Genomic DNA, 25,365 nt, shown 5'->3' on the forward strand with positions numbered 1-25,365 from the left:
AACCAACTTTCCTGCCCGCAGAACATCATGCAAGATAAATATAGTCCCGCCGACGTCGAACAAGCCGCCCAATCGCACTGGAAGGCGATCGATGCCTACAAGGCGGTCGAGAACGACCCGCGTTTCCCGAAGGGCAAGTACTACGCTTGCTCGATGCTGCCTTACCCGTCGGGCAAGCTGCACATGGGACACGTGCGCAACTATACGATCAACGACGTGATGTACCGCTACCTGCGCATGAACGGCTACAACGTGCTCATGCCGATGGGCTGGGACGCGTTCGGCATGCCGGCCGAGAATGCCGCGATGGCCAACAACGTGCCGCCGGCGCAGTGGACCTACGCCAACATCGCCCACATGCGCGAGCAGATGGAGTCGATGGGCCTGGCGATCGACTGGTCGCGCGAGATGACCGCGTGCAAGCCGGAATACTACAAGTGGAACCAGTGGATGTTCCTCAAGATGCTCGAGAAGGGCATCATCTACAAGAAGACCGGCACCGTGAACTGGGACCCGGTGGACCAGACCGTGTTGGCCAACGAGCAGGTGGTCGATGGCCGCGGCTGGCGTTCCGGCGCGCTGATCGAAAAGCGCGAAATCCCGATGTACTACGCCCGCATCACCGACTACGCCGACGAACTGCTCGATTACGTCGACAGCAAGCTGCCCGGCTGGCCGGAGCGCGTGCGCGTGATGCAGGCCAACTGGATCGGCAAGTCGGTCGGCGTGCGCTTCGCCTTCCCGCACCACATCAAGGACAGCGACGGTGAGCTGATCAACGGCGGCCGCCTGTACGTCTTCACCACCCGCGCCGACACCATCATGGGCGTGACCTTCTGTGCCGTCGCGCCGGAACACGCGCTGGCCACGCACGCCGCGAAGAACAACCCCGAGCTGGCCGCCTTCATCGCCGAGTGCAAGCTGGGCTCCGTGATCGAAGCCGACATGGCGACGATGGAGAAGAAGGGCATGCCGACCGGCCTGTTCGTTGATCATCCGCTGACCGGCGAGAAGGTCGAAGTCTGGGTCGGCAACTACGTGCTGATCACCTACGGCGACGGCGCCGTGATGGGCGTGCCGGCCCACGACGAGCGCGACTTCGCATTCGCCACCAAGTATCAGCTGCCGATCAAGCAGGTGGTCGCGGTAGAAGGCGAAGAGTTCTCGCTGGACGGCTGGCAGGAATCGTACGGCGACAAGGAGCGCGGCCTGCTGGTCAACTCCGGCAAGTACGATGGCCTCGACTACAACGCCGCCGTCAACGCGATCGCCGGCGACCTGTCCGGCATGGGCCTGGGCGAGAAGAAGATCACCTTCCGCCTGCGCGACTGGGGCATCTCGCGCCAGCGCTACTGGGGCACGCCAATCCCGATGATCCACTGCGCCGACTGCGGCACCGTGCCGGTCCCAGAGAAGGACCTGCCGGTCGTGCTGCCCGAGCACCTGGTCCCGGACGGCAGCGGCAATCCGCTGAACAAGGACGAAGCCTTCCTCAAGTGCGATTGCCCGCAGTGCGGCAAGCCGGCGCGCCGCGAGACCGACACCATGGACACCTTCGTCGACTCGTCGTGGTACTACATGCGCTATACCTCGCCTGGTTCGAACGACGCCATGGTCGACGCCCGCAACGACTACTGGATGCCGATGGACCAGTACATCGGCGGCATCGAGCACGCCGTCATGCACCTGCTGTATGCGCGCTTCTGGACCAAGATCATGCGCGACCTCGGCCTGGTCAAGTTCGACGAGCCGTTCGTCAACCTGCTCACGCAAGGCATGGTGCTGAACGAGACCTACTATCGCGAAGACGACGCGGGCAAGAAGACCTGGTTCAACCCGGCCGACATCGACCTGTCGCTCGACGACAAGGGCCGCCCGCAAGGCGCGCTGCTCAAGGCCGACGGCCAGAAGGTCGAGATCGGCGGCACCGAGAAGATGTCGAAATCGAAAAACAACGGCATCGACCCGGCCGCGCAGATCGGCCAGTACGGCGCCGACACCGCGCGACTGTTCACCATGTTCGCCTCCCCGCCGGAGCAAACGCTCGAGTGGTCCGACAGCGGCGTCGAAGGCGCCAGCCGCTTCCTGCGCCGCGTGTGGGCCTACGCGTACGCGCAGGCGCCGCGCGTCGCCGCCGAACTGGCCAATCCCTCGAAGGATGGCCTGAACGACGTACAGAAAACGCTGCGCCGCGAAATCCACAAGATCCTGCAGCAGGCCGACTATGACCTCAAGCGCATTCAGTACAACACCGTGGTATCGGCCTGCATGAAGATGCTGAACCTGATGGAGTCGGCCAAGCTGGAGGCGGGGGCCGCTTCCGACGCGGTGATCGCCGAAGGCCTGTCGATCTTCCTGCGCGTGCTCAACCCGGTCGCGCCGCACATCACCCACGTGCTGTGGCAGGAACTGGGCTACGCCGGCGACATCCTCGACGCGCAATGGCCGCAGGTCGATCCCGCTGCGCTGGAACAGTCGGAGATCGAGATGATGATCCAGGTGAACGGCAAGCTGCGCGGCTCGATCATGGTCGCCAAGGGCGCCGACAAGGCGGCGATCGAAGCGGCCGCGCTGGCCTGCGAGGCGGCACAGAAATACATCGAGTCGCCGCCGAAGAAGGTGATCGTCGTGCCGGGCAAGCTGGTCAACATCGTGGTATGACGATGACCCGCCGCTCCCTCGCCCTTCGCGCCGGCGCCGCCCTGATGCTGGCGCTGGCCCTCTCCGCCTGCGGCTTCCAGCTGCGCGGGTCGAACGGCCAGTACCACATGCCGTTCCAGAGCATCTACCTGGGCTTTTCCGACACCTCCGCGCTCGGCATCGAACTGCGCCGCAACCTGCGCGGCGCCGACGCGGTGGTGGTGGTGACCGATCCGGCCAAGGCCGAGGCCAGGCTCGACGTCGTGACCGAAACGCGCGGCAAGACCATCCTGTCGCTGAACAGCCAGGGCCGCGTGCGCGAATACCTGCTGACGTACACGCTGGTGTTCCGCGTGCGCGACGCCAGGGACGCCGAGCTGCTGCCGAATACCGAAATCTCGCTGAAACGCAGCATCGCCTTCAACGAGAACCAGACGCTGGCCAAGGAATCGGAAGAAGCGCTGCTGTATCGCGACATGCAGTCCGACCTGGTGCAGCAGATCCTGCGCCGCCTCGCGGCGATCAAACGGGCATAAGCGATGCAACTGCGCATTGACGCTCTCGAAGGCCACCTCGCCAAGTCGGTCGCGCCGCTGTATGTGATCAGCAGCGACGAACACCTGCTGGCGCTGGAGGCGGCCGACCGGATCCGCCAGGCCGCGCGCAGGAACGGCTATTCCGAGCGCGACGTGCTCACGGTCGAACGCAACTTCAAGTGGGGCGAGCTGCTGGCGGCGAACCAGGAGATGTCGCTGTTCGGAGACAAGAAGCTGATCGAGCTGCGCATCCCGACCGGCAAACCAGGGAAGGATGGCGGCGCCGCGCTGCAGGCCTACGCCAAGGCCCTCAGCCCCGACAACCTGACGCTGATCACACTGCCCAAGCTGGACTGGCAGACCGCAAAGGCGGCCTGGGTGGCCAGCCTGCAGCAGGCTGCCGTGTACATCGAGATCCCGATCATCGAGCGTCCCGCGCTGCCGGGCTGGATCGGCACGCGCCTGGCCGCGCAGGGGCAGTCGGCCGACCGCCAGAGCCTCGACTTCATTGCCGAGCGGGTCGAAGGCAATCTGCTCGCCGCGCACCAGGAAATCCAGAAACTGGGCCTGCTGCACGAGCCGGGCAAGCTGACCTTCGAACAGGTCCACGACGCGGTGCTGAACGTGGCGCGCTACGACGTCTTCAAGCTGTCCGAGGCGATGCTGGCCGGCGACCCGGCGCGCCTGGTGCGCATGCTCGAAGGCCTGAAGGGCGAGGGCGAGGCGCTGCCGCTGGTTTTATGGGCGGTCGCCGAAGAAATCCGTACGCTGCTAAAATTGAAAGCGGCGATGGCGCAGGGGCGCCCACTAGGCGCCCTGCTGAAGGAATACCGGATCTGGGGTCCGCGCGAACGCATGATGGAACCGGCGCTGCGGCGCGTGTCGCTGGCGGTGCTGGAACAGGCGCTGCAGGACGCGGCGCAGGTCGACAAGATGATCAAGGGATTGCGCGCCAGGGCATTTGCCGGCGACGCATGGGACGCAATGCTGCAGCTGGCCTTGAAAGTAGCGCGCTGACAGGCCCGCTCGAATCAACCAGAAGAGCACACAGATGAACATCCCCGAGTACATGGAACAGGTAGGCCGCCAGGCGCGCGCCGCATCGCGCGCGATGGCCCGCGCCGACAGCGCCACCCGCAACCGCGCGCTGCTGCTGATCGCCGATGCGATCGTGCGCGACGCCGGCAAACTGCGCGCCGCCAACGGCCGCGACCTCGAAGCGGCGCGTGCCGCCGGCCTGGCGCCGGCCATGGTCGACCGCCTCGAACTGTCCGACAAGGCGATCGCCACGATGGTCGAAGGACTGCGCCAGATGGTGGCGCTGCCCGACCCGATCGGCGAAATCTCCAACATGAAGTTCCGGCCGAGCGGCATCCAGGTCGGCCAGATGCGCGTGCCGCTGGGCGTGATCGGCATCATCTACGAAGCGCGCCCGAACGTGACGGTCGACGCGGCAGGCCTGTGCATCAAGAGCGGCAATGCCACCATCCTGCGCGGCGGCTCCGAAGCGATCGAATGCAACCGCGCGCTGGCCGCCATCGTCGCCGAAGGCCTGGCCGGCGCAGGCCTGCCTCAGCACGGCGTGCAGGTGGTCGACACCACCGACCGCGCCGCCGTCGGCGCCTTGATCACCATGCCCCAGCACGTCGACGTCATCGTCCCGCGCGGCGGCAAGGGCCTGATCGAACGCTTGATGGCCGAGGCCACGGTCCCGATGATCAAGCACCTGGACGGCATCTGCCACGTGTACATCGACGCCAAGGCGGACCTGGCCAAGGCGCTGCCGATCGCCTTCAACGCCAAGTGCCACCGCTACGGCACCTGCAACACGATGGAGACGCTGCTGGTCGACCGCGCCACCGCCGCCACCGTGCTGCCGCAACTGGCCGCGCTGTACGCCGAGGAGCAGATCGAGCTGCGCGCCGACCCGGAATCGATGGCGATCCTGGCAGGCTACCCGCACCTGGTCGCGGCGACTGAACAAGACTGGCGCACCGAATACGTCGCGCCCATCCTGTCGGTCAAGGTGGTCGGCGGGATCGACGAAGCGATCGACCATATCAACGAATATTCGTCGCACCACACCGACGCCATCATCACTGAAGACTACAGCGACGCGCTGCGCTTCCTGCGCGAAGTCGATTCCGCCTCGGTGATGGTCAACGCCTCGACCCGCTTCGCCGACGGCTTCGAATACGGCCTGGGCGCCGAAATCGGCATCTCCAACGACAAGCTGCACGCGCGCGGCCCGGTCGGACTGGAAGGCCTGACCTCGTTGAAGTACGTCGTGTTCGGACACGGCGAAGTCCGCAGTTGACCCTCACCTGGAACCTTATGCTCTGGATCAAAGCCTTTCACATCGTCTTCGTCGCCTCCTGGTTCGCCGGCCTTTTCTACCTGCCGCGCATCTTCGTCAACCTCGCCATGGAAACCGAAACGGTCGCCACCGCGCGGCTGCTGCTGATGGCGCGCAAGCTGTACCGCTTCAGCTCCATGCTGATGATTCCCGCGCTGATTCTTGGCGTATGGATGTGGCTCGGCTACGGCTTCAAGGGCGGCTGGCTGCATGCGAAGCTGGCGCTCGTGATCCTCGCAATCGGCTACCATCATGCATGTGGGTCGCTGCTGAAAAAATTCGAAAAAGGCCAAAACCTGCGCTCGCACGCGTGGTACCGCTGGTTCAACGAAGTGCCGGTGCTGCTGCTGTTGGCCATTACGATCCTCGTTGTCGTCAAACCCTTCTGACGGAGCTGCGATGAGCAAGACCATCCAGTACTTCCTGGCCCCGCAATCGCCGTGGACCTACCTCGGGCACGAGCGCTTCGTCGCGATCGCCAGGGCGGCCGGCGCGCGGGTCGACGTCAAGCCCTTCGACGTCGGCCGCGTGTTCGCCGCGTCGGGCGGCCTGCCGCTGGCCAAGCGCGCGCCGCAGCGCCAGGCGTATCGGCTGGTGGAACTGGCGCGCTGGTCCGAGCACCTGAACATCCCGCTCAAGCCGCAGCCGGCGTTTTTCCCGGTGCCGGCCGATCCTTCCGCCAAACTGATCGTCGCCGCGCGCACCGCGCTGGGCGCCGACGCGGCGCTCGAACTGGCGGGCGCCGTGATGCGCGCGCAGTGGGCCGAGGACAAGAACATCTCCGACGACGCCGTGCTGGCGCAGATCGCCAACGGCTGCGGCTTCGACGGCGCCATGCTGGTCAAGGCGTCGCAGACCGCCGGCGTGCAAACGGAGTACGACAACAACACCAACGAAGCGCTGGCCGCCAACGTGTTCGGCGCGCCGTGGTACGTGGTCGACGGCGAAGGCTTCTGGGGCCAGGACCGTCTCGACTTTGTAGAACGGGCGTTGCAGAAGCCTTGATGAAAAAATGGGGGCAGGTCCGCCGGACCTGACCCCGACTCGGGACGGCGGCGGCGCTGTCTTCACACATTCACTTTTAACGGATAAAGGGTACACCTTATGGCTTCATTTTTCTGTCCTTGCCCGCGCGGCATGGAAGCGGCGCTGGCCGAAGAACTCGGCGAAATCGCCCTGCAAAGCACCACCATGAAGGTGCACAACCAGGTGCCGGGCGGCGTGCATTGCTCCGGCCACCTGCACGACTCCTACCGCATCAACCTGCATTCGCGCATCGCCTCGCGCGTGCTGATGCGCATGGGCCACTCCAGCTACGACAACGAAAACGACATCTACGACCTGACCCTGCAGCAGCCGTGGGAAGACTGGTTCGGCGTCGATCACACGATCCGCGTCGACGTCACCGCGATCAAGTCGCCATTGCGCAGCCTCGAATTCACCACGCTCAAGATCAAGGACGCCGTGTGCGACCGCTTCCGCGACCAGTTCCACAAGCGCCCGTCGGTCAACACGCAGGAGCCGGACATCCGCATCGTCGGCTTCCTCGACCAGCGCAACTTCACGATCTACCTCGACACCTCGGGCGAAGCGCTGTTCAAGCGCGGCTGGCGCGAAGAGACGGGCGACGCGCCGCTGCGCGAGAACCTCGCCGCCGGCATGCTGCGCGTATCCGGATGGAAGCCGGGCACCGTGCTGTTCGACCCGATGTGCGGCTCCGGCACCATCCTGGTCGAAGCGGCGCAAATGGTGCAGGGCATCCCGCCCGGCGCGCGCCGCCAGTTCGCCTTCGAAAAATTCAACAGCTTCGTGCGCGAGCCGTGGCAGGCGCTGAAAAACGAGATCAAGCCGAACCCGCTGCCCGCGGAACCAACCATTTTCGGCAGCGACATCTCGGGCGACATGATCGCGATGACGCGCCATAACCTGAAGGTGGCCGGCATCATGTTCGACGTGCCGCTCAAGCAGATCGAGGCGCAGGAAGTCAAGCCGCCGACCGAGCAGCCGGGCATCCTCCTGACCAACCCTCCGTACGGCGAACGTATCGGCGTGCGCGGCGACAGCACCGTGCCGGCCGACGAAATGTCGGTGGCCTTCTACTCGGCGCTCGGCACCACGCTCAAGCAGCGCTTCGCCGGCTGGACCGTGTTCCTGTTCACCGCCGACCTGTCGCTGCCCAAGCTGCTGCGCCTGAAAGAAGCGCGCAAGACGCCGTTCTTCAACGGCGCGCTGGAATGCCGGCTGTTCCGCTTCGACATGGTGGCCGGCTATAACCGCCGCGAGGAAGCAAAGCCGAAGCAGGGCTGACCGATGCTGCCGACTTCGACCCCGCCGAGCGTTCCGAAGGATCCTGTCGTCCCGGTGCCGCTGCCGCCCGCCCATCGGCGGCCGATGCTCGGCGCCGGCGCGCTGGCGGCGCTGCTGGCGGCGCTGTCGATGCTCGGTCCGTTCGCGATCGACGCCTACCTGCCGGCCTTCCCGAACATCCAGGCCGACCTGCACGCCAACGCGATCGAGGTGCAGCAGACGCTGTCGGCATACCTGCTGGCGTTCGCCGCGATGGTGCTGTGGCACGGCGCGCTGTCGGACGCGTTCGGACGCCGCAACGTGATCCTGGTGGCGATGCTGGTGTTCGCGGTCGGCACCTTCGGCTGCGCCGCCTCGCACTCGGTGCACTACCTGTGGGTATTCCGCATCATGCAGGGCGTGTCGGCGGGCGCCGGCGTGGTGGTCGGCCGCGCCATCATCCGCGACCTGTATTCGGACGCGCCGGCCGCGCGACTGCTGTCGATGGTGACGATGATCTTCTCGATCGCGCCGGCGGTCGCGCCGGTGCTGGGCGGCCTGATCGTCAAGTACCTCGACTGGCGCGTGATCTTCCTGTTCCTGCTGGTGTATTCGCTGCTGCTGTTCGCGGTCTGCTGGCGTTACCTGCCCGAGACGCTGCCGCCCGAACAGCGCCAGCCTTTCAATCCCGGCTACATCGCAAAGAACTACGGCGCCATCTTCCGCTCGCCGCTGTTCCACATGAAGTCGGGCGTGGTCGCCTTCAATTTCTGCGGGCTGTTCCTGTTCATCACCGCGGCGCCGGTGATGCTGCCGGTGCACCTGCACCTCGGTCCCGACCAATTCGCGTGGCTGTTCGTGCCCAGCGTGTCCGGCATCTTCCTCGGCGCGCTGGTGGCCAACCGGGTGGCAGGACGCATGACGTTCGCGCGCCAGATCGGCATCGGCTTCTGCTTCCTGATCGCGGCTGCCGCGGCCAACGTCGGCTACCACCTGTTCTTTCCGCCGGCCTTGCCGTGGTCGGTGCTGCCGATGTTCTTCTACACTTTCGGCATGTCGATCGTCGCCCCGGGCGCCACCTTGCTCACGCTGGACTTGTTCCCGCACATCCGCGGCACGGTCGCGTCCTGCCAGTCGTTCGCCGTGACGCTGGCCGGCGCCCTGGTGGCGGGCGTGATCGCGCCCTTCCTGTCGCATTCCGTGCTGTGGCTGGCGCTCGGCCAGCTGGGCTTCGGGCTCGCCGCGTTGGCGTTATGGTTGACGTCGCGGCAATACCGGCGCATGATCTCCGCCCAAGTTGTCCGGTAAATACTGAACAACTGTGGCAAGTGTGAATTTTTTTTTGGAATTTAAAATTCCCAAATGGAATTTTCGTGTATATATGTTAAGATCGTTGCATTAAATACCCGAGTAGGGCTTGAAACATTGCCTGGTTCGATGTTTCGACGATAATAAACGCTGTGGCTGCTTTTGCAAAAAGCGCCACTTGGACACCTAAGACATTGGCGGCTGTGCTGAGATAATGCATCAATCAGACCATGATATTCGCAATCGGCTATTGATTGCCCGTCTGCCGGCGATGCCGCAGATACTCATCAAGTTGATCGAGCACTTGCAGGCCGACGACCTGGGCATGGCCGAACTGGCGTCGCTGATTGCCAACGACGCCGGCATGACCAGCAAGATCCTCGCGGTCGCCAACAGTTCGGCCTACCATCGCGCCAGCCGCGCGGTCGGCCTCGAGCAGTCGCTGATCGCGCTCGGCACCGACATGATCAAGACGCTGGTGATCAGCGAATCGGTGTTCCAGACCTTTAACAACTTCCCGCATTCCGGCAGCACCGACCTGCGCGGCTTCTGGAAAAACTCGCTGTCCGCGGCCGTGATCGCGCGCGACCTGGCCGAGCGCATGGCCTACCCGCACGTCGAGGAAGCCTACCTGGCCGGCCTGCTGCACAATGTCGGCCGCTTGGCGCTGCTTGCCACGGCGCCGAAAGAATACGCCTTCAACTTCACCGCGCGCGACGACGAAGACCTGTGCGCGGTGGAGCAGCGCACTTTGCAGATCACCCACTCGGAAGCGGGCGCCTGGCTGATCGAACGCTGGCACCTCGACTCCTTCCTGGCCGACTCCGTGCTGTACCACCACGAGCCGAGCGCGCGCCTCGAATCGGCGCATCCGCTGATCCGCATCGTGCGCCTGGCGCACCTGATGGCCACCCACGGGCCGGACGACGAGGCGATCGCCGACGGCGCGCGCCTGTGCGGCCTCGAACAGGATGACGTCGACGCGATCGGCGCCGCCGCCGCGCGCCAGGTCCAGCAAGCGGCCGACCAGCTGGGCATCGACCTCGAAGGCGCCGACGACATCCCGACCCCGCCGGCGTTCGCGCCGTCGACGCCGATGGACCCGGTGCGCCAGCGCCTGTCCGAAGAAGTGCGCAACCTGGTGCTGGTGTCGGAAGTGGGGCAGTCGTTCGCCCGCCAGCAGGGCGAAGATGGCCTGCTCGAATCGATGACGCGCTCGGCGCGCATCCTGTTCGACTTCGACAACACCGTGGTCCTGCTGGAAAATCCGACGGGCCACGCGCTGGTCGGCATGCCGACTGGCGAGCAGCAGCGCATCGCCGAATTCTCGATTCCGCTGCAGCGCGGCGGCGTCGTCGCCGAAGCCGCGCTCGAGCGCCGCACCGCCTTCGTCAAGCGCGACGCGCAGTCGCTCGGCCTGGCCGAAGAACAGCTGTTCCGCATGCTCGGCACCGACAGCCTGGTGTGCCTGCCGCTGGTGTCGGGCGGGCGCTGCCTCGGCGTGATGATCGGCGGGCTGGCCTCGTGGCAGGTGCCGAACTGTCAGAAGCGCGAACGCTTCATGCAGGCCTTCGGCAGCCAGGCCGCCAGCGCGCTCGAAACCGCGCTGTCCGAGCGCGGCCAGGCGCGCCGCCAGATCGCCCACGTCGCCGAGGAATACCGCGAGGCGTCGCGCCGCGTGGTGCATGAAGTGAACAACCCGCTGTCGATCATCAAGAACTACCTCAGCGTATTGGATGGAAAGCTTGCCAAGCGCGAGCCGGTGGTCGGCGAGATGTCGATCCTGAACGAAGAGATCGACCGCGTCGGCCAGCTGATCAACGGCCTGGCCGACCTGAAGCCGAGCGAAGTCGCGCGCGCCACCAACGTCGCCAGCGTGGTCGACGACGTGCTGCGCCTGTTCCGCGCCACCGAGTTCGTGCCGGCCGGCGTGCAGATTTCGGCCAGCATGGCCGACGAAGCGGCCGAAATCGAAGGCGACGCCGATGTGCTCAAGCAGATCCTGGTCAACCTGGTCAAGAACGCCGTCGAGGCGCTCGGCGCCCACGGCCGCATCGAGATCGCCAACCGCGGCCACGTGAACCGCGAGCGCGCGCTGTACGTCGAGCTGGTCGTCTCCGACAACGGCCCCGGCCTGTCGCAGGACGTGCTGGCCAATTTGTTCTCGGCGGTGCGCAGCACCAAGGACGGCGCCCACCACGGCCTCGGGCTGTCGATCGTCCATGGCCTGGTCAAGAAGATCGGCGGCCTGATTTCCTGCCGCAGCAGCCGCGCCGGCACCACATTCGAAATTCTGCTGCCGGCCCACGGCGCACACTCGCTCGCCGGCGCCAAGCCGCGGGCGATGGACTCAGTTTAAGGTGATGATGAACGCGACCGCTGCCAGCGCAGACCAGGCAATCGACCCAGTCCAGGACGCTCCCGTCGTTCCACCCCATTTCGAACACGATCCGATGCCGCGGCTGCTGCTGGTCGACGACGAGCCGCGCCTGCTGTCGTCGCTGTACGAGCTGCTGCGCGACCGCGACTACCAGCTGGTGACGGCGTCCTGCGGCAAGGAAGCGCTGGCGCACCTGTCGCGCGTGCGCTTCGACCTGGTGCTGCTCGACCTGCGCCTGCCCGACATGAGCGGCCATGACGTCATGGACTTCATCAACGACCGCGGCATCGACGCCGACGTCATCGTGATGAGCGGCGAAGTGGGCATCGAGGCGGCCATCGGCGCCCTGAAGCGCGGCGCCTACGACTACCTGCGCAAGCCGTACAGCCGCGAGGAACTGCTCAAGACCGTCGCCAACGCGCTGCAGCAGCGTGCCCTGGCCGAAGCCAACCTGCGCATCGCCTCGCAGCTGGAGAACTCCGAAAAGCTGTACCGCTACCTGGTCGACAGCTCGCCCGATTTCATCTACACCCTGAACCACGAAGGCAAGTTCACCTTCGTGAACGACCGCGCCTACCAGCTGCTCGGCTTTGCGCGCGAAGACCTGATCGGCAAGCACTACTCGGTGCTGGTGCACGAGGAAGACCTGGAGCGCGCGCGCTATGTATTCAACGAGCGCCGCGTCGACGAGCGCGCCTCGCGCAACGTCGAACTGCGCCTGAAGTGCTACGCCGGCGGCAGCCAGGACCGCACCTTCAACAACACCCTGATGACGATCTCGCTCAATTCGATCGGCATGCACGTGCCCGACCACGAGGTCAAGAAGCTCGAGTTCTTCGGCACCTACGGCGTCGCGCGCGACATCACCGACCGCAAGCGCGCCGAGGAAGTGATCTCCTACCAGGCCTATCACGACATCCTGACCGACCTGCCGAACCGCATGCTGTTCAAGGACCGCCTGGGCCTGGCCGTGATCCAGGCCAAGCGCAAGATGACCGAGCTGGCGGTGATGTTCATCGACCTCGACCGCTTCAAGCTGGTCAACGACACGCTCGGCCACGTCAAGGGCGACGAGCTGCTGCAGCAGGTCTCGGTGCGCCTGAAGGACTGCCTGCGCCGCGGCGACACCCTGGCGCGCCAGGGCGGCGACGAATTCACCATCGTGCTGCCCGAACTGCGCGACCGCGAGGACGCCAAGCGCATCGCCGACAAGTTCCTCGAATGCCTGCACCTGCCATTCGACCTCGATGGCCACGAAGTGCACATCTCGGCCAGTATCGGCATCGCCATCTATCCGGGCGACGGCGAGTCGATCGACGAGCTGCTGCGCCACGCCGACATCGCGATGTACCAGGTCAAGGCGCTCGGCAAGAACGGCCACAGCTTCTATCACAACTCGATGCTGGACGTGTCGCACCAGAAGATCGCGCTCGAACAGAGCCTGCGCAAGGCGCTCGAGCAGAACGAGCTGGAGATGTATTACCAGCCGCAGATGGACGTGATCACCGGCCGCATCATCGGCGCCGAAGGCCTGATGCGCTGGAACCATCCGACCCGCGGCCTCCTGACCGCCGGCGAGTTCCTGCCGTTCGCCGAAGAGAACGGCCTGATGCTGCCGATCTCGGACTGGATGATCGGCGCCTTGTGCCGCGATATGCTGCAATGGAACGCGCAGGGCGGCGAATCGATCCGCCTGTCGCTCAACCTGTCGCCGCAATACCTCGACCGCGGCGACTTCTTCGAGAAAATGCGCGGCGCGCTGGTGCGCTACGGGATTTCGCCGGCGCAGATCGAGGTCGAGATCACCGAGAACATCTGCATCCGCAATCCGCAGTACGCGATCGATCAGCTCAACAAACTCTGCCAGCTCGGCGTGTCGGTGGCGATCGACGACTTCGGCACCGGCTACTCGTCGCTGTCCTACCTGCACCGCTTCCCGATCCACACCATCAAGATCGACCAGTCCTTCGTCAAGGAGATCCACGACGAGCATGGCCACTATCCGGTGATCCTGGCGATCATTTCGATCGCGCGCGGCCTCGGCCTGCACCTGATCGCCGAAGGCGTCGAGACCGACGTCCAGGCGCGCTACCTGAAGGCCAACGGCTGCCTGACCATGCAGGGCTACCTGTACCACCGCCCGATCGCCCTGTCGAACTTCATGGACCTGCTGCTTGTGCAGGACGCCGGCGCCTCGTCGCATCCGGCGCCGCACCTCGTCTCCAGCCAGTCCTGACCACGCGCGCGGCCATGTACAAGGATCCGGCCCCCGCGCGCACGCCGAACAGGCACACCGCCGAATTCCTGCGCGTGAAAGCGCTGGCCGAACGTGGCGTCGCCAACGCCCAGCACAGCCTGGGCTTCATGTACGTCAATGGCCAGGGCGTCCCGCAGAACTTCGAGCTGGCCGTCGCCTGGTACCGCATGGCGGCCACCTCCGGCCTCGAACAGGCCCAGTACAACCTCGGCGTGATGTACCAGAAGGGCCAGGGCGTCGGCCAGGATTACCAGATGGCGGTGCAGTGGTACCAGCGCGCCGCCGAGCAAGGCTACGCCGCGGCCCAGTACAACCTGGGCTGGCTGTACGCCAAGGGGCAGGGCGTGGCGCAGGATCCGCAGAAAGCGATGCACTGGTTCAGCAAGGCCGCCGACCAGGGCGACCCGGGCGCGCAGAACAACCTGGGCATGATGTACGAGACCGGCAAGGGCGTGCCGCAGGACCTGAAGCAGGCCATCGCGTGGTACCGCAAGGCCGCCGAGCAGGGCTATGCGCGCGCCCAGTTCAACCTGGGCCTGCGCTACGATAACGGCCAGGGCGTCCAGCGCGACGGCTACCAGGCGCTGTCGTGGTACCGCAAGGCCGCCGAACAAGGCTACGCGCCGGCCCAGTTCAACCTCGCGCTGCGCTACGAGCAGGGACAGGACGTGGCGCAGGACGTGCAGAAGGCGATCGGCTTCTACCGCCGCGCGGCCGAACAGGGCCACGCCAGTTCGCAGTTCAACCTCGGCCTGATCTACGACAACGGCCAGGGCGTCGAGCGCGATGCCGCGCTGGCGCTGGTCTGGTTCCGCGAGGCCGCCGAGCAGGGACACGCAGGCGCCCAGGACAACCTCGGCCTGCGCCACGAATTCGGCCAAGGCGTCGCCCAGGACTTCGCGCAAGCCGCGCGCTGGTACCGCAAGGCCGCCGAGCAGGGATTCGCCAGCGCCCAGTACCACCTGGCGCAGCTGCACGACAGCGGCAGCGGCGTCGAGGCCGACCGCGCCGAAGCGTTCGCGTGGTATCGCAAGGCCGCCGAACAGGGCCACCTGCGCGCCCAGTTCGACCTCGCGCTGTGCTTCGAGAACGGCTTGGGCGTGGCGCAGGACGTCCAGGCAGCGCTGAAATGGTACCTGCGCGCCGCCGAACAGGATTATTCCGCGGCCCAGTTCAAGGTCGGCACCATGTTCGACCTCGATGATGCCGAAGACGGCCAGGCCTATGGCTGGTACCTGAAGGCGGCCGAACGGGGCCACGCGCTGGCGCAGTTCGCGCTCGGCCTGCGCCACGACAACGGCCAGGGCGTGCCGCGCGATTACGCCGCAGCCCATTACTGGTACCTGTGCGCCGCCCGCCAGGGCCACGCGCGCGCCCAGTTCAATGTCGGCCTGATGTACCTGACCGGCCAGGGCGTGCCGGCCGACGCGCTGCAAGCGTCGGAGTGGCTGCAGCGCGCCGCGCTGGGCGGCATCGAGGCCGCCGAACGTTACGCCAAGCAGGCCGCCGCTCGCATGGACGCCGCGCAGCGCGCCCAATTCGAACTCGAACACGAGCAGCCGCGCGCGGCCTGACTTCCGCAATTTTTTTGACCTCACCAAGCACACTCATGAAACTCAAACTCCTGGTTGCCCTCGCGTTCGGATTCTCCGTGGCCGCGCAGGCCGCGGCGCCGCTGCACGCCGCGCCGGCTTCGTTCGACCGCGCCCCGTACACCATCGCCTATAAAAAATTCGTGCTGTCGAACGGCCTGACCTTGATCGTCCACGAAGACCACAACGTGCCGGTGGTCGGCGTGAACATGTGGTACCACGTCGGATCGCGCAACGAGAAGCGCGGCAAGACCGGCTTCGCGCATTTGTTCGAACACTTCTTCTTCAACGGCTCCGAGAATTATCCGCACGGCTTCCGCGAGGCGATGGACGACCTGGGCGCCAACAACCGCAACGGCACCACCAACACCGACCGCACCAACTTCTTCGAGGACGTGCCGGTGTCGGCGCTCGAGCGCACGCTGTATCTCGAGTCGGACCGCATGGGCTTCCTGGCGAACTACATCTCGAAGGAGATGCTCGAGCGCGAGCGCGGCGTGGTGCAGAACGAAAAGCGCCAGGGCGAGAACCAGCCATACGGGCGCGTGCGCAACGAAATCAGCGCCAAGATGTATCCGTATTCGCACCCGTATTCGTGGTCGACGATCGGCAGCATGGACGACCTGAACGCCGCTTCGCTGGACGACATCAAGGAGTGGTACCGCACCTACTACGGCCCGAACAACGCCGTGATTTCGCTGGCCGGCGACATCACCCCCGAGCGCGCGCTGGAACTGGTGAACAAATACTTCGGCGCGATCCCTCCGGGCCCGCCGCTGCCGCGTACCGAGACCTGGATCCCCACGCTCGACCGCAATATCCGCGACGAGATGGAAGACCAGGTGCCGCAGGTGCGCGTGACGCGCAGCTGGCACGCGGCCGCATGGAAGGACCCGGACGTGCAGCGCCTCGAACTGTTCGCCAATGTGCTGGCCGGCTCGAAGAACGCGCGCCTCGACCGCCGCCTGGTGTACGAGAAGGCGCTGGCCACATCGGTGAACGCATCGGTCAACGACAGCGAGCTGGGAAGCACCTTCAACATCTCGGTGATGGTCAAGCCGGGCGTCGATCCGCAACTGGTCGAGCGCGAAGTCGACGCGGTGCTGGCCGAACTGCTGGACAAGGGGCCGACCGCCGCCGAACTGGCGCGCGTGAAGACCCGCAACCTGGCCGATTTCTCGCGCAGCATCGAGCGCCTGGGCGGCTTCGGCGGGCGTTCCGACGTGCTGGCCGAAAGCATGACCTACGGCGGCGCGCCGGACGCTTACCTGACCCGACTCGAGCGCATGGCCAACGCCAATCCTGCGGAAGTGAAGACCGCCGCCAACAAGTGGCTGCGCGCGAACTACTACACGATGACCGTGCGTCCGTTCGCCAAGCTGGCAGCGGCCAAGCCGGCGGTCGACCGCAAGCTGCTGCCGGCGCTGGGCAATCCGCCTGAGGTGAAGTTTCCGGCGATCGTGCGCGGCCAGCTGAAAAACGGCCTGAAGGTGATGGTGCTCGAACGGCACTCCGCGCCGATCGTCCACGTCGCGCTGGCCGTCGATGCCGGATCCACCTCCGACACGGCGGCCAGGGCCGGCGCCGCGTCGCTGGCGCTCGACTTGCTCGACAAGGGCAGCAAGACCCGCGACACCTTCCAGATGTCGGACGCGCTCGAGTCGCTCGGCGCGCGCATGTCCGCCGGCACCACGCCGGAGCTGTCGATCGTGCGCCTGCAGTCGACCAGCGCCAACCTGGCGCCGTCGCTGGCGATCATGGCCGACGCCGCGCTCAATCCGGCCTTCGCCCCCGATCAGTTCGCGCTGCAGAAGCAGCGCCGCCTGGCGCAGATCGCGCAGGAACGCGCGCAGCCGACCGGCCTGGCGCAGCGCCTGATGCCTGGCCTGCTGTACGGTCCTGACAACGCCTACGGACGCACCCCGATCGGCACCGAGAAGACCATCGCCGCTATTGGCCGCGACGACCTCGCGGCCTGGCACGCGGCTTGGTTCAAGCCGGGCAACGCCACCATCGTCGTAACCGGCGACACCACGCTGGAGAAGGTGATGCCGGCGCTTGAAGCGAGCTTCGGCGCCTGGCGCGCCGGCAGTGCCCCGGTCCGCGAAGGCATGGCCGCCGCGCGCACCGCGCCTGCAAAAATCTACCTGGTCGACAAGCCGGACGCGCCACAATCGATCATCGTCGCCGGCGAACTGTCGCAGACCCAGGGCCAGCCGGAGGATCTCGCGATGGAGCCGGTGATGCAGAATTTCGGCGGCATGGCCACCTCGCGCCTGAACCGCAACCTGCGCCTCGACAAGCACTGGAGCTACGGCACCTCGGGCGGCCTGACCAACCCGCGCGGCCAGCGCGCGCTGATGATCATCGCGCCGGTGCAGACCGACAAGACGCGCGAATCGATGGTCGAAGTGGCCAAGGAGATTCGCGGCGTGGCCGGCGAGCGTCCGCTGGCGGGCGAGGAGTACGCCAGCATCATGCGCAACATGGGATCGCGCCTGGCTGGCCGCTTCGAGACCGTGGCGGCGCTGGAGTCGGCGGCGCTGACCTCGATCAACCTGAAGCTGCCGGACAACTACTGGGCTGATTACGCCGGCAATATCCGCGGCCTCACCGAGCCGCAACTGGCCGCCGCCGCGCGCAAGTTCATCCGCCCCGAGCAGGTGACGTGGCTGGTGATCGGCGACCTGCGCAAGATCGAAAAAGGCGTGCGCGAGCTGGGCTGGGGCGACGTCGTCGTCCTGGACGCCGAAGGCAATTCTTTGCCGCGGTAGTCATTTGGGGTCAGACCCCACGTGTGTGGCTTTTTTAGTCGTCCTGGACATGAAGCCGCGCAATCGCGCGCCATTCCATCGTCTTCGGTGTAAAATACTGTATAAACATACAGTTAGAGCCGAAGCCGATGGAACTCACCGACAAGCTGGAAATCCTCGCTGACGCAGCGAAATACGACGCCTCCTGCGCCAGCAGCGGGGCGCCCAAGCGCTCGTCCGAGGGCAAGGACGGCATCGGCGCCACCAACGGCATGGGCATCTGCCACAGCTACACGCCGGACGGCCGCTGCGTCTCGCTGCTCAAGATCCTGCTCACCAACTTCTGCATCTACGACTGCCAGTACTGCGTCAACCGGCGCACCTCCAACGTGCCGCGCGCGCGTTTTTCGGTCGACGAGGTGGTCAAGCTCACCGTCGATTTCTACCTGCGCAATTACATCGACGGCCTGTTCCTCAGCTCCGGCATCATTCGTTCGGCCGACTACACGATGGAGCAGCTGGTCCACATCGCGCGCCAGCTGCGCGAGGTGCACAACTTCCGCGGCTATATCCACCTCAAGACCATCCCGGACGCCGACCCGGCGCTGATCGCCGCGGCCGGCAAATACGCCGACCGCCTCAGCGTCAACATCGAACTGCCGACCCAGGCCAGCGTGGAAAAGCTCGCCCCCGAAAAAAGCGTGCACACCATCAAACTGGCGATGGGCTCGATCCGGCGCCGGCTCGATGAAAAAGCCGAGGAGCCCAAGTCGCCCAAGTTCGCGCCGGCCGGGCAGAGCACCCAGATGATCGTCGGCGCCGACGCCAGCGACGACCAGACCATCCTGGCGACCGCGGAAACGCTGTACACCAGCTACAAGCTCAAGCGCGTCTATTACTCCGCCTTCAGCCCCATCCCGCAAAGTCCCGGCAGCGTGCCGCTGGCGCCGCCGCCGATGCTGCGCGAGCACCGGCTCTACCAGGCCGACTTCCTGCTGCGCAGTTACGGCTTCGTCGCCAGCGAACTGCTGCCCGCCAGCGGCGGCAACCTGGCGCTCGACATCGACCCCAAGCTGGCGTGGGCGCTGGCCAACCGCGAGCATTTTCCGATGGACCTGAACATGGCCGACGCCAGCATGATCGCGCGCGTGCCGGGCATCGGCCTGCGCAACGCCAAGCGCATCGTCGAACTGCGGCGGCTGCGCCGGATCCGCTATGTCGATCTCACGCGGCTACGCTGCAGCATGAAAAAAATTGCGCCCTTCATCGTCACCGCCGATTATTCGCCGGCGGCCGGAGCGGCATCGTCGGAGGTGCTGCGGCGTTCGCTGGCCGATTCGTCGCAGCAGATGAACTTATGGCCGGAATTGCGGGCAGCATAAACGCGGCGGTCGCCGCCAGCGCCGGCCAGCCTTTGCAAGTGGCCGGATTCGGCGAATGGCGTGAGGCGGCGCGCGAACTGCTCGCGTTCGACATCGCGCCGCACGCCGTCACCTGGGTCGGGCACGGCGCCGAGGCCGACCTGTTTGGCGCGGCTGCGGCGGCGCCGGCACCGGCTGCGGCGCCGCTCGCGATCGACCTCAGCCAGGCAAGGCCCGTGATGCACCTGCCGCGCAAGCTGATGGACATGCTGCAAAGCGCCGCATGCTGCCGCGTGCCGGACCGCTGGGCCTTCCTGTACCGGGTGGTCTGGCGCTGGCAGCATGGCGAGCAGGTGGTGCTGTCGCCGGCAGATGAAGACGGCAGCCGGCTGCATGCGATGGTCAAGGCGGTGCACCGCGAGGAGCACGACATGCATGCCTACATCCGCTTTCGCGAGCGTCCCGAAGCAGCCGGCGCGCCGCGTTTCGTCGCCTGGTTCGAGCCGGCCCACGACGTGCTGCCGCAAGTGGCGCAGCACTTCGTCAGCCGCATGGGCCGCATCAGCTGGATGATCGCCACGCCGGACGCCAGCGTGCTGTGGGACGGCGAAACGCTGCACAACACCGGGCCGCTGGTCAACAGCGCGGCCGACCTCGACGACGCCGGCGAAGCGCTGTGGCTCACCTACTACCGCAGCATCTTCAATCCGGCGCGGCTGAACGCGGGACTGATGCGCAGCCACATCCCGTCGCGCTTCTGGAAGCACCTGCCGGAAGGCAGCGTGGTGCCGCAGATGGTGACGCAGGCGGCGGCCGGCGCGCGCCGCACCGGCCAGGCCGAGGCGGTGGGGCAGCGGCGCGGCACCACCATCCCGATCGCCGCCGACAAGGCGCAGCCGCAGCGCCAGGCTCCGTCCACGCTGGACCAGTGCCGGCGCTGCGAGCTGTGGCGGCACGCCACGCAGGCGGTGGGCGGCGCCGGTCCGGCGCATGCGCGCATCATGCTGGTCGGCGAACAGCCGGGCGACCAGGAAGACCTGGCCGGAGAACCGTTCGTCGGCCCGGCCGGCCAGCTGCTGGACCAGGTCCTGCGCGATGCCGGCCTGGACCGGCGCACGGTCTACCTGACCAACGCGGTCAAGCACTTCAAGTGGGAGCCGCGCGGCAAGCGCCGGCTGCACAAGACGCCGGCGCAGCGCGAGATCGAGGCGTGCAGCTACTGGCTCGACCAGGAACTAGCCCACGTGAAGCCGGACGTGATCGTCGCCCTCGGCAGCACCGCGCTCAAGTCGGTGCTGGGTACCGCCAACGTCACGCTGAAGGACACGATCGGCAAACCGATGCGCCACGGCGGACGCTGGGTGGTGACGGTGTACCACCCGTCGTACGTGCTGCGGGTGCCGGACGAGGCGGCAAAACAGCACGCGCTGGCGGCGATGGTGGAGGGATTGAAGCAGGCGCAGCGCTTGTTGACGCAACCGGATGGCGGCTGACGTGGCGCCGCACGCGCCCTCAACATTCCTCCCGCCTACCCCATTGGACGCAATGGAGGTTCAGAGAGACATTTAACAATCTCAGCAGCGAGTTTGTCGACCGCTTCAGTCGAGAAAGCGCAATCAATTCTTATCAAAAAAAACACGTGCATGGGCTCGATTGGCGACTATATTTAACATTAGTGAGATCGAGAAGAACATGGTCGCACCGTGGATCGGCACAGGCTGCCGGTCGATTGTTGAGTGCACAGAATAGGAGCTTATGATGAGACGCCTGCTGATTTCTAGTTTCCTGGGAATGCTCGCGCTGGGAGCGACGGCGCAGACCGAACCAGAGCAATCCGTCCGGATTACCGGATACCAGATTGTGCTGCCAGAGCACAGGTATACGGTGTTCCCGGGGGATCTTGACGCGTACAAGGGCATGTACGATCTATCGAACGGACAGACGATGCGTCTGAAAGTGTTCGGCAGCCGCATGTATGCGACGGTGAATGACGGTCCGAGCAAGTCACTGGTGGCCGCATCGGCGAACACTTTCGTCGCCACCGACAGGTCTTTGAAGATGACGCTCAACCGCAGCGACCTCGACGAGGTCACGGGCGAAATGCTGATGGTGGTGCCGCGCCAGACGGCGCAGGCCGGTGAATCCGCAACGGAAGTCGTGCGGCTGCTCTCCAGCCGGTAACGATGACGCCGGCACGGTGGCGGCGCTCAGATACGGGCGCCAGCCTCCGGGTTCGGCCGGCACATCCGCTGCGCCGCTTCTTCGCTTCGTCGGCGGCGGCGACAAACTTCTGGCCCAATTCGCAGTCCCGGAACCCGGCCTGCTGGCTGCAGTGCGCGTGCCTCGTGCACATTCAAATCAATCGCTGAACAATTCCCGATACCCGCGCCGGCGCAGCGATACGTTCGGCCCCAGCCCAGCTGGTCGTTGCGGCCGCCGGTGGGCGGTCGCGCCTGTCATTGGAAAGGACCAGGTGCAACGCCGGCAGGCGGCCCGATGATTGTCAAAGGCGCCAGAACCCGCGTAGAATGCGGGCAACGCGGGTGTAGCTCAATGGTAGAGCAGAAGCTTCCCAAGCTTACGACGAGGGTTCGATTCCCTTCACCCGCTCCAGCCGCGGCGATCCTCCGCGCTCGCCCTCCGCCCGTCCCCCGTCCCGATTTTTCAGTGCCGCCACGTTCTCCGCCGCGCGCGCGTCGAGGCATGCGCATTTCGCCTCGGCTTCCATTGGGACGAATTCATCTCCGCAGGAACCATTGTTGCAGCAGAAATGTTCCTCAGAAATTGTTGTAAATATGTTGAATTCTGGGAACATGACGTATGCATAAATTGACAGTTTTCTACCGCATGTGATCAGATCATTACGCAAATTCTCCAAGGGCAATTTTTGACGAAGGGAGTTGGCAGAGCAGCGCCGTTGCGGCCCACTTTCTTCAGAAGAGCGAGTTGGCCAACGATCAAAAATTAGGGAGAAACCACGTAATGATTCAAGAAAAAGTCATGTCGCGTACCGTGCGGCTGTTATTTTCCAGCGGCGTCATGCTGGGCCTCGCCGTCGCGGCGCAGCCAGCATTCGCGCAGGAAAAGATGGAAGTCGTGCAGGTCACCGGTACCCGCATCACCACGCCGGGCACCAGCTCGAACAGCCCGATCTCGTCGATCACCGCTGAGGAAATCAAGTCCTCGCAGCCGGTCGCGGTCGAAGAGTTTTTCAAGGGTCTGCCTGCAGCGGTGCCTTCCATCGGCCCGGGCACCAACAACGGCACCGGCGGCGCCGCCACCATCGATCTGCGCGGCCTCGGCAGCAACCGCTCGCTGGTGCTGGTCAACGGCCGCCGCCTGGTTCCTTACAGCCTCGGCGGCGTGGTCGACACCAACTCGATTCCTATCGCATTGCTCAGCCGCGTTGACATCTTCACCGGCGGCGCATCGGTTGCCTACGGCGCCGACGCCGTCTCCGGCGTGGCCAACTTCCTGCTGAAGAAAAACTTCACCGGCGTCGACCTGACCACTTCCTACGGCGGCACCACCGACGACCACGACGCCAAGCGTCGCCGCACCGACCTGACCATCGGCGCCAACCTGGCCGACAACCGCGGCAACGTGGTGCTGTCCGTCGGCAAGACCGTCGCCGATCCGCTGACCCAGGGCTCGCGCCCGTACGGCATCACCAACCTGAATTCGGTCACCGGTGCCGGCACCGGCTCGGGCACCACCGTGCCGTCGGCGTTTTCGACCAGCAAAGGCACGGGCGGCACCGACACCCTGTCCGGCGCCTGGCAGATCGACCCTGCGACCGGCAAACTGATTTCGCCAGTGGTGCCATACAACACCAATCCGCTGAACTACTACGTCACCGGTCTCGAGCGCACCCAGGCTACCTCGCTGGGCAACTTCAAGATCAACGAGCACGCCGAAGCCTACGCCGAACTGTTCTACACCAACAGCAAGGTCGCCTCCACGCTGGCCGAGTCCGGCACCTTCGGCAATACCTTCAACGTGCCTATCGGTAACCCGTTCATTCCGCAGGCCGCCCGCGATCAGCTGTGCGCACGCCGCGGCATCCCGGCCGCCAGCTGCGTCGAAGGCAATGCGACCATCGTGCCGCTGCTGGTCAACCGCCGCTTCGTCGAGCTGGGCCCGCGCTACAACAACTTCGACAACAAGACCCTGCAGTACACGATCGGCCTGAAAGGCGAGATCGCTTACGACTGGACTTACGATGGTTACTGGAGCCGCGGCAACGCCGACCAGACCCAGACCCGCCGCAACTGGGGTTCGCTGGCGAAAGTCGGCCAGGCCCTGAACGCGCTGAACAAGACCACCTGCGTCAACACCGCCAACGGTTGCGTACCGCTGAACGTGTTCGGCGCCGCCGGTTCGATCACGCCTGAACAGCTGGCCTTCATCAACCAGAGCGCCCTGTTGCTGCAATCGGTGCAGCAGGACGTCGGCTCGCTGTCGTTCTCGGGCGACCTGGGCGAGAAAGTGGTCAGCCCTTGGGCCAAGCAGCCGGTCAACATGGCAATCTCGTTCGAGCAGCGCAAGGTGTCGGCCAACACGGCATCGGACGCGGCTTCGCAGCTGCAGGGTGAAGTGCTCGGCACCGGCGCGCCGACGCCTGACCGTTCGGGCGACTTCAAGCTGCGCGAAGCAGCCGTCGAGTGGGCGATCCCGCTGGTCAAGGACCTGCCATTCGCGCGCGCCATCAACGCCGAGCTGGGCTATCGCCAGACCGAGTTCAGCACCGCCGGCAAGTCGCAGGACTACGGCAGCTGGAAGGCCGGCGGCGAGTGGCAGCCAATCCAGTCGCTGCGTTTCCGCGGCATGGTGCAGAAGGCGACCCGCGCCCCGAACGTGAACGAACTGTTCGCGCCAGTGGTGACCGGCCTGTCGAACCTGGCGATCGATCCATGCCAGGGCACCCGCATCAACCAGGGCCAGGCCAACACCGCCGGCACCCTGTCGAACCTGTGCCGCCTGACCGGCGTGCCTCAGTCGGAAATCGGCTCGTTGCCAGCCCCATCCTCGGGCCAGATCAACAACCAGAGCGGTGGCAACCCTGCGCTGGGACCTGAGGAAGCGAAGACCAAGACCATCGGCTTCGTGTGGGAACCAATCCCGAAACTGGCGGTGACGGTCGATTACTACAAGATCGACATCAACAAGGCCGTCTCGAGCCCGACCACCACCGACATCCTGGACGGCTGCTACAGCACCGCGTTCAATCCAACGCTGGCGCTGAACGCGTCGTGCGGCATGATTGGCCGTAACACCATCAACGGTACCTTCAACGGTAACGAGTCGAAGGGCGTGCTGACTGCGCTGTCGAACCTGGGCACGCAGAACACCAGCGGTATCGACCTGAACGTGGCGTACCGGATGAACGTCAACATGCTGGGCCTGGACTCGAAGTACGGCAACCTGGACATGAGCCTCGGCCTGAACCAGGTAAACAGCTACAAGTTCCGTCCTACGCCAGCGTCGATCGAGCGTGACTGCCTCGGCTACTACAGCGTCGCTTGCGGCGCGCCGAACTACAAGCGCAAGTTCAACCAGCGTACCAACTGGACCGTCGGTCAGTTCGTCGTCGGCTACAACTGGCGTTATGTCAGCGGCGTGATCGAAGAACCGGGCGGCACCGACTTCCTGCCGGCATTCGCCAAGATCGACGCGTACAACTACGTCGACGTGAGCGCCATCTGGAACGTCAGCAAAATGCTGCGCCTGAACGTCAGCGTCAACAACCTGGCCAACAAGAAACCGCCTATCGTCGGCGGCACCATCGGCACCACCGGTACCGACAGTGGCAACACCTTCCCGCAGAACTACGATGCGGTCGGCCGCTACATTACTTTCGGCGCTACGCTGAAGTTCTGATCGCTGGCGCTTGAAT

Annotated in this window: 17 protein-coding genes and 1 tRNA gene; 17 read left to right on the forward strand and 1 reads right to left on the reverse strand. The window is 65.4% G+C overall.

Features of this window, described 5'->3' with window-relative positions; all coding sequences use genetic code 11:
• The first annotated feature begins 27 nt into the window (after positions 1-27).
• The 16 genes from leuS to AC1D02_RS21575 all read left to right on the forward strand — a co-directional run bounded on the left by leuS (position 28) and on the right by AC1D02_RS21575 (position 22,082).
• Positions 28-2,661, forward strand: coding sequence for a leucine--tRNA ligase (gene leuS, locus AC1D02_RS21500; RefSeq protein ID WP_477320502.1), 2,634 nt, complete (start codon positions 28-30; stop codon positions 2,659-2,661).
• A gap of 2 nt (positions 2,662-2,663) precedes the next feature.
• On the forward strand, positions 2,664-3,176 hold the full coding sequence (locus AC1D02_RS21505; protein WP_477320503.1) for an LPS-assembly lipoprotein LptE: 513 nt from the start codon (positions 2,664-2,666) through the stop codon (positions 3,174-3,176).
• Positions 3,177-3,179: 3 nt separating this feature from the next.
• A complete protein-coding gene (gene holA, locus AC1D02_RS21510; RefSeq protein WP_477320504.1) occupies positions 3,180-4,193 on the forward strand; it encodes a DNA polymerase III subunit delta in 1,014 nt (337 codons plus the stop codon).
• 34 nt (positions 4,194-4,227) lie between these two features.
• Positions 4,228-5,493 (forward strand): glutamate-5-semialdehyde dehydrogenase, encoded by a 1,266-nt coding sequence (locus AC1D02_RS21515; protein ID WP_477320505.1) that lies wholly within the window; start codon positions 4,228-4,230, stop codon positions 5,491-5,493.
• A 17-nt stretch (positions 5,494-5,510) separates the two neighbouring features.
• Complete coding sequence (locus AC1D02_RS21520) at positions 5,511-5,921, forward strand: CopD family protein (RefSeq protein WP_477320506.1); 411 nt, start codon at positions 5,511-5,513, stop codon at positions 5,919-5,921.
• A gap of 10 nt (positions 5,922-5,931) precedes the next feature.
• Positions 5,932-6,537 carry a DsbA family protein gene (locus AC1D02_RS21525; RefSeq protein ID WP_477320507.1) on the forward strand — a complete coding sequence of 202 codons (606 nt, stop codon included), beginning with the start codon at positions 5,932-5,934 and terminating at the stop codon, positions 6,535-6,537.
• Between the two features lie 99 nt (positions 6,538-6,636).
• Positions 6,637-7,839 (forward strand): THUMP domain-containing class I SAM-dependent RNA methyltransferase, encoded by a 1,203-nt coding sequence (locus AC1D02_RS21530; RefSeq protein WP_477320508.1) that lies wholly within the window; start codon positions 6,637-6,639, stop codon positions 7,837-7,839.
• Positions 7,840-7,842: 3 nt separating this feature from the next.
• Positions 7,843-9,126, forward strand: coding sequence for a multidrug effflux MFS transporter (locus AC1D02_RS21535; protein ID WP_477320509.1), 1,284 nt, complete (start codon positions 7,843-7,845; stop codon positions 9,124-9,126).
• Positions 9,127-9,340: 214 nt separating this feature from the next.
• The gene (locus AC1D02_RS21540; protein WP_477320510.1) at positions 9,341-11,485 is read left to right on the forward strand and encodes an HDOD domain-containing protein; all 2,145 of its coding nucleotides are present in this window, start codon (positions 9,341-9,343) and stop codon (positions 11,483-11,485) included.
• A gap of 7 nt (positions 11,486-11,492) precedes the next feature.
• Positions 11,493-13,742, forward strand: coding sequence for an EAL domain-containing response regulator (locus AC1D02_RS21545; RefSeq protein WP_477320511.1), 2,250 nt, complete (start codon positions 11,493-11,495; stop codon positions 13,740-13,742).
• 14 nt (positions 13,743-13,756) lie between these two features.
• Positions 13,757-15,337 carry an SEL1-like repeat protein gene (locus AC1D02_RS21550; RefSeq protein ID WP_477320512.1) on the forward strand — a complete coding sequence of 527 codons (1,581 nt, stop codon included), beginning with the start codon at positions 13,757-13,759 and terminating at the stop codon, positions 15,335-15,337.
• 35 nt (positions 15,338-15,372) lie between these two features.
• On the forward strand, positions 15,373-18,129 hold the full coding sequence (locus AC1D02_RS21555; RefSeq protein ID WP_477320513.1) for a M16 family metallopeptidase: 2,757 nt from the start codon (positions 15,373-15,375) through the stop codon (positions 18,127-18,129).
• Positions 18,130-18,257: 128 nt separating this feature from the next.
• Complete coding sequence (locus AC1D02_RS21560; RefSeq protein ID WP_477320514.1) at positions 18,258-19,490, forward strand: putative DNA modification/repair radical SAM protein; 1,233 nt, start codon at positions 18,258-18,260, stop codon at positions 19,488-19,490.
• Positions 19,466-20,962 carry a UdgX family uracil-DNA binding protein gene (locus AC1D02_RS21565; protein ID WP_477320515.1) on the forward strand — a complete coding sequence of 499 codons (1,497 nt, stop codon included), beginning with the start codon at positions 19,466-19,468 and terminating at the stop codon, positions 20,960-20,962. The genes AC1D02_RS21560 and AC1D02_RS21565 overlap by 25 nt, the downstream gene beginning before the upstream one ends.
• 265 nt (positions 20,963-21,227) lie before the next feature.
• Positions 21,228-21,650, forward strand: coding sequence for a hypothetical protein (locus AC1D02_RS21570; protein WP_477320516.1), 423 nt, complete (start codon positions 21,228-21,230; stop codon positions 21,648-21,650).
• A gap of 358 nt (positions 21,651-22,008) precedes the next feature.
• Positions 22,009-22,082, forward strand: a tRNA-Gly gene (locus tag AC1D02_RS21575).
• Here the strand turns inward: AC1D02_RS21575 and AC1D02_RS21580 are convergent.
• Positions 22,048-22,284 carry a hypothetical protein gene (locus AC1D02_RS21580; protein WP_477320517.1) on the reverse strand — a complete coding sequence of 79 codons (237 nt, stop codon included), beginning with the start codon at positions 22,282-22,284 and terminating at the stop codon, positions 22,048-22,050. The genes AC1D02_RS21575 and AC1D02_RS21580 overlap by 35 nt on opposite strands.
• A 167-nt stretch (positions 22,285-22,451) precedes the next feature.
• Here AC1D02_RS21580 and AC1D02_RS21585 point away from each other — a divergent pair, with 167 nt between their 5' ends.
• Positions 22,452-25,349, forward strand: coding sequence for a TonB-dependent receptor domain-containing protein (locus AC1D02_RS21585; protein ID WP_477320518.1), 2,898 nt, complete (start codon positions 22,452-22,454; stop codon positions 25,347-25,349).
• Positions 25,350-25,365: the final 16 nt, after the last annotated feature.

This window comes from Massilia sp. P1_C10 (assembly GCF_056406475.1).

Excerpts from the sequence above, each read along its gene's own strand:
- AC1D02_RS21585 (WP_477320518.1), top strand. The coding sequence starts at position 22,452 with ATGATTCAAGAAAAAGTCATGTCGCGTACCGTGCGGCTGTTATTTTCC.
- AC1D02_RS21525 (WP_477320507.1), top strand. The coding sequence starts at position 5,932 with ATGAGCAAGACCATCCAGTACTTCCTGGCCCCGCAATCGCCGTGGACC.
- AC1D02_RS21515 (WP_477320505.1), top strand. The coding sequence starts at position 4,228 with ATGAACATCCCCGAGTACATGGAACAGGTAGGCCGCCAGGCGCGCGCC.
- AC1D02_RS21540 (WP_477320510.1), top strand. The coding sequence starts at position 9,341 with ATGCATCAATCAGACCATGATATTCGCAATCGGCTATTGATTGCCCGT.
- AC1D02_RS21580 (WP_477320517.1), bottom strand. The coding sequence starts at position 22,284 with ATGTTCCCAGAATTCAACATATTTACAACAATTTCTGAGGAACATTTC.
- AC1D02_RS21535 (WP_477320509.1), top strand. The coding sequence starts at position 7,843 with ATGCTGCCGACTTCGACCCCGCCGAGCGTTCCGAAGGATCCTGTCGTC.
- AC1D02_RS21530 (WP_477320508.1), top strand. The coding sequence starts at position 6,637 with ATGGCTTCATTTTTCTGTCCTTGCCCGCGCGGCATGGAAGCGGCGCTG.
- AC1D02_RS21545 (WP_477320511.1), top strand. The coding sequence starts at position 11,493 with ATGAACGCGACCGCTGCCAGCGCAGACCAGGCAATCGACCCAGTCCAG.
- AC1D02_RS21570 (WP_477320516.1), top strand. The coding sequence starts at position 21,228 with ATGAGACGCCTGCTGATTTCTAGTTTCCTGGGAATGCTCGCGCTGGGA.
- AC1D02_RS21555 (WP_477320513.1), top strand. The coding sequence starts at position 15,373 with ATGAAACTCAAACTCCTGGTTGCCCTCGCGTTCGGATTCTCCGTGGCC.
- AC1D02_RS21565 (WP_477320515.1), top strand. The coding sequence starts at position 19,466 with ATGGCCGGAATTGCGGGCAGCATAAACGCGGCGGTCGCCGCCAGCGCC.
- AC1D02_RS21505 (WP_477320503.1), top strand. The coding sequence starts at position 2,664 with ATGACCCGCCGCTCCCTCGCCCTTCGCGCCGGCGCCGCCCTGATGCTG.
- AC1D02_RS21550 (WP_477320512.1), top strand. The coding sequence starts at position 13,757 with ATGTACAAGGATCCGGCCCCCGCGCGCACGCCGAACAGGCACACCGCC.
- AC1D02_RS21520 (WP_477320506.1), top strand. The coding sequence starts at position 5,511 with ATGCTCTGGATCAAAGCCTTTCACATCGTCTTCGTCGCCTCCTGGTTC.
- leuS (WP_477320502.1), top strand. The coding sequence starts at position 28 with ATGCAAGATAAATATAGTCCCGCCGACGTCGAACAAGCCGCCCAATCG.
- holA (WP_477320504.1), top strand. The coding sequence starts at position 3,180 with ATGCAACTGCGCATTGACGCTCTCGAAGGCCACCTCGCCAAGTCGGTC.
- AC1D02_RS21560 (WP_477320514.1), top strand. The coding sequence starts at position 18,258 with ATGGAACTCACCGACAAGCTGGAAATCCTCGCTGACGCAGCGAAATAC.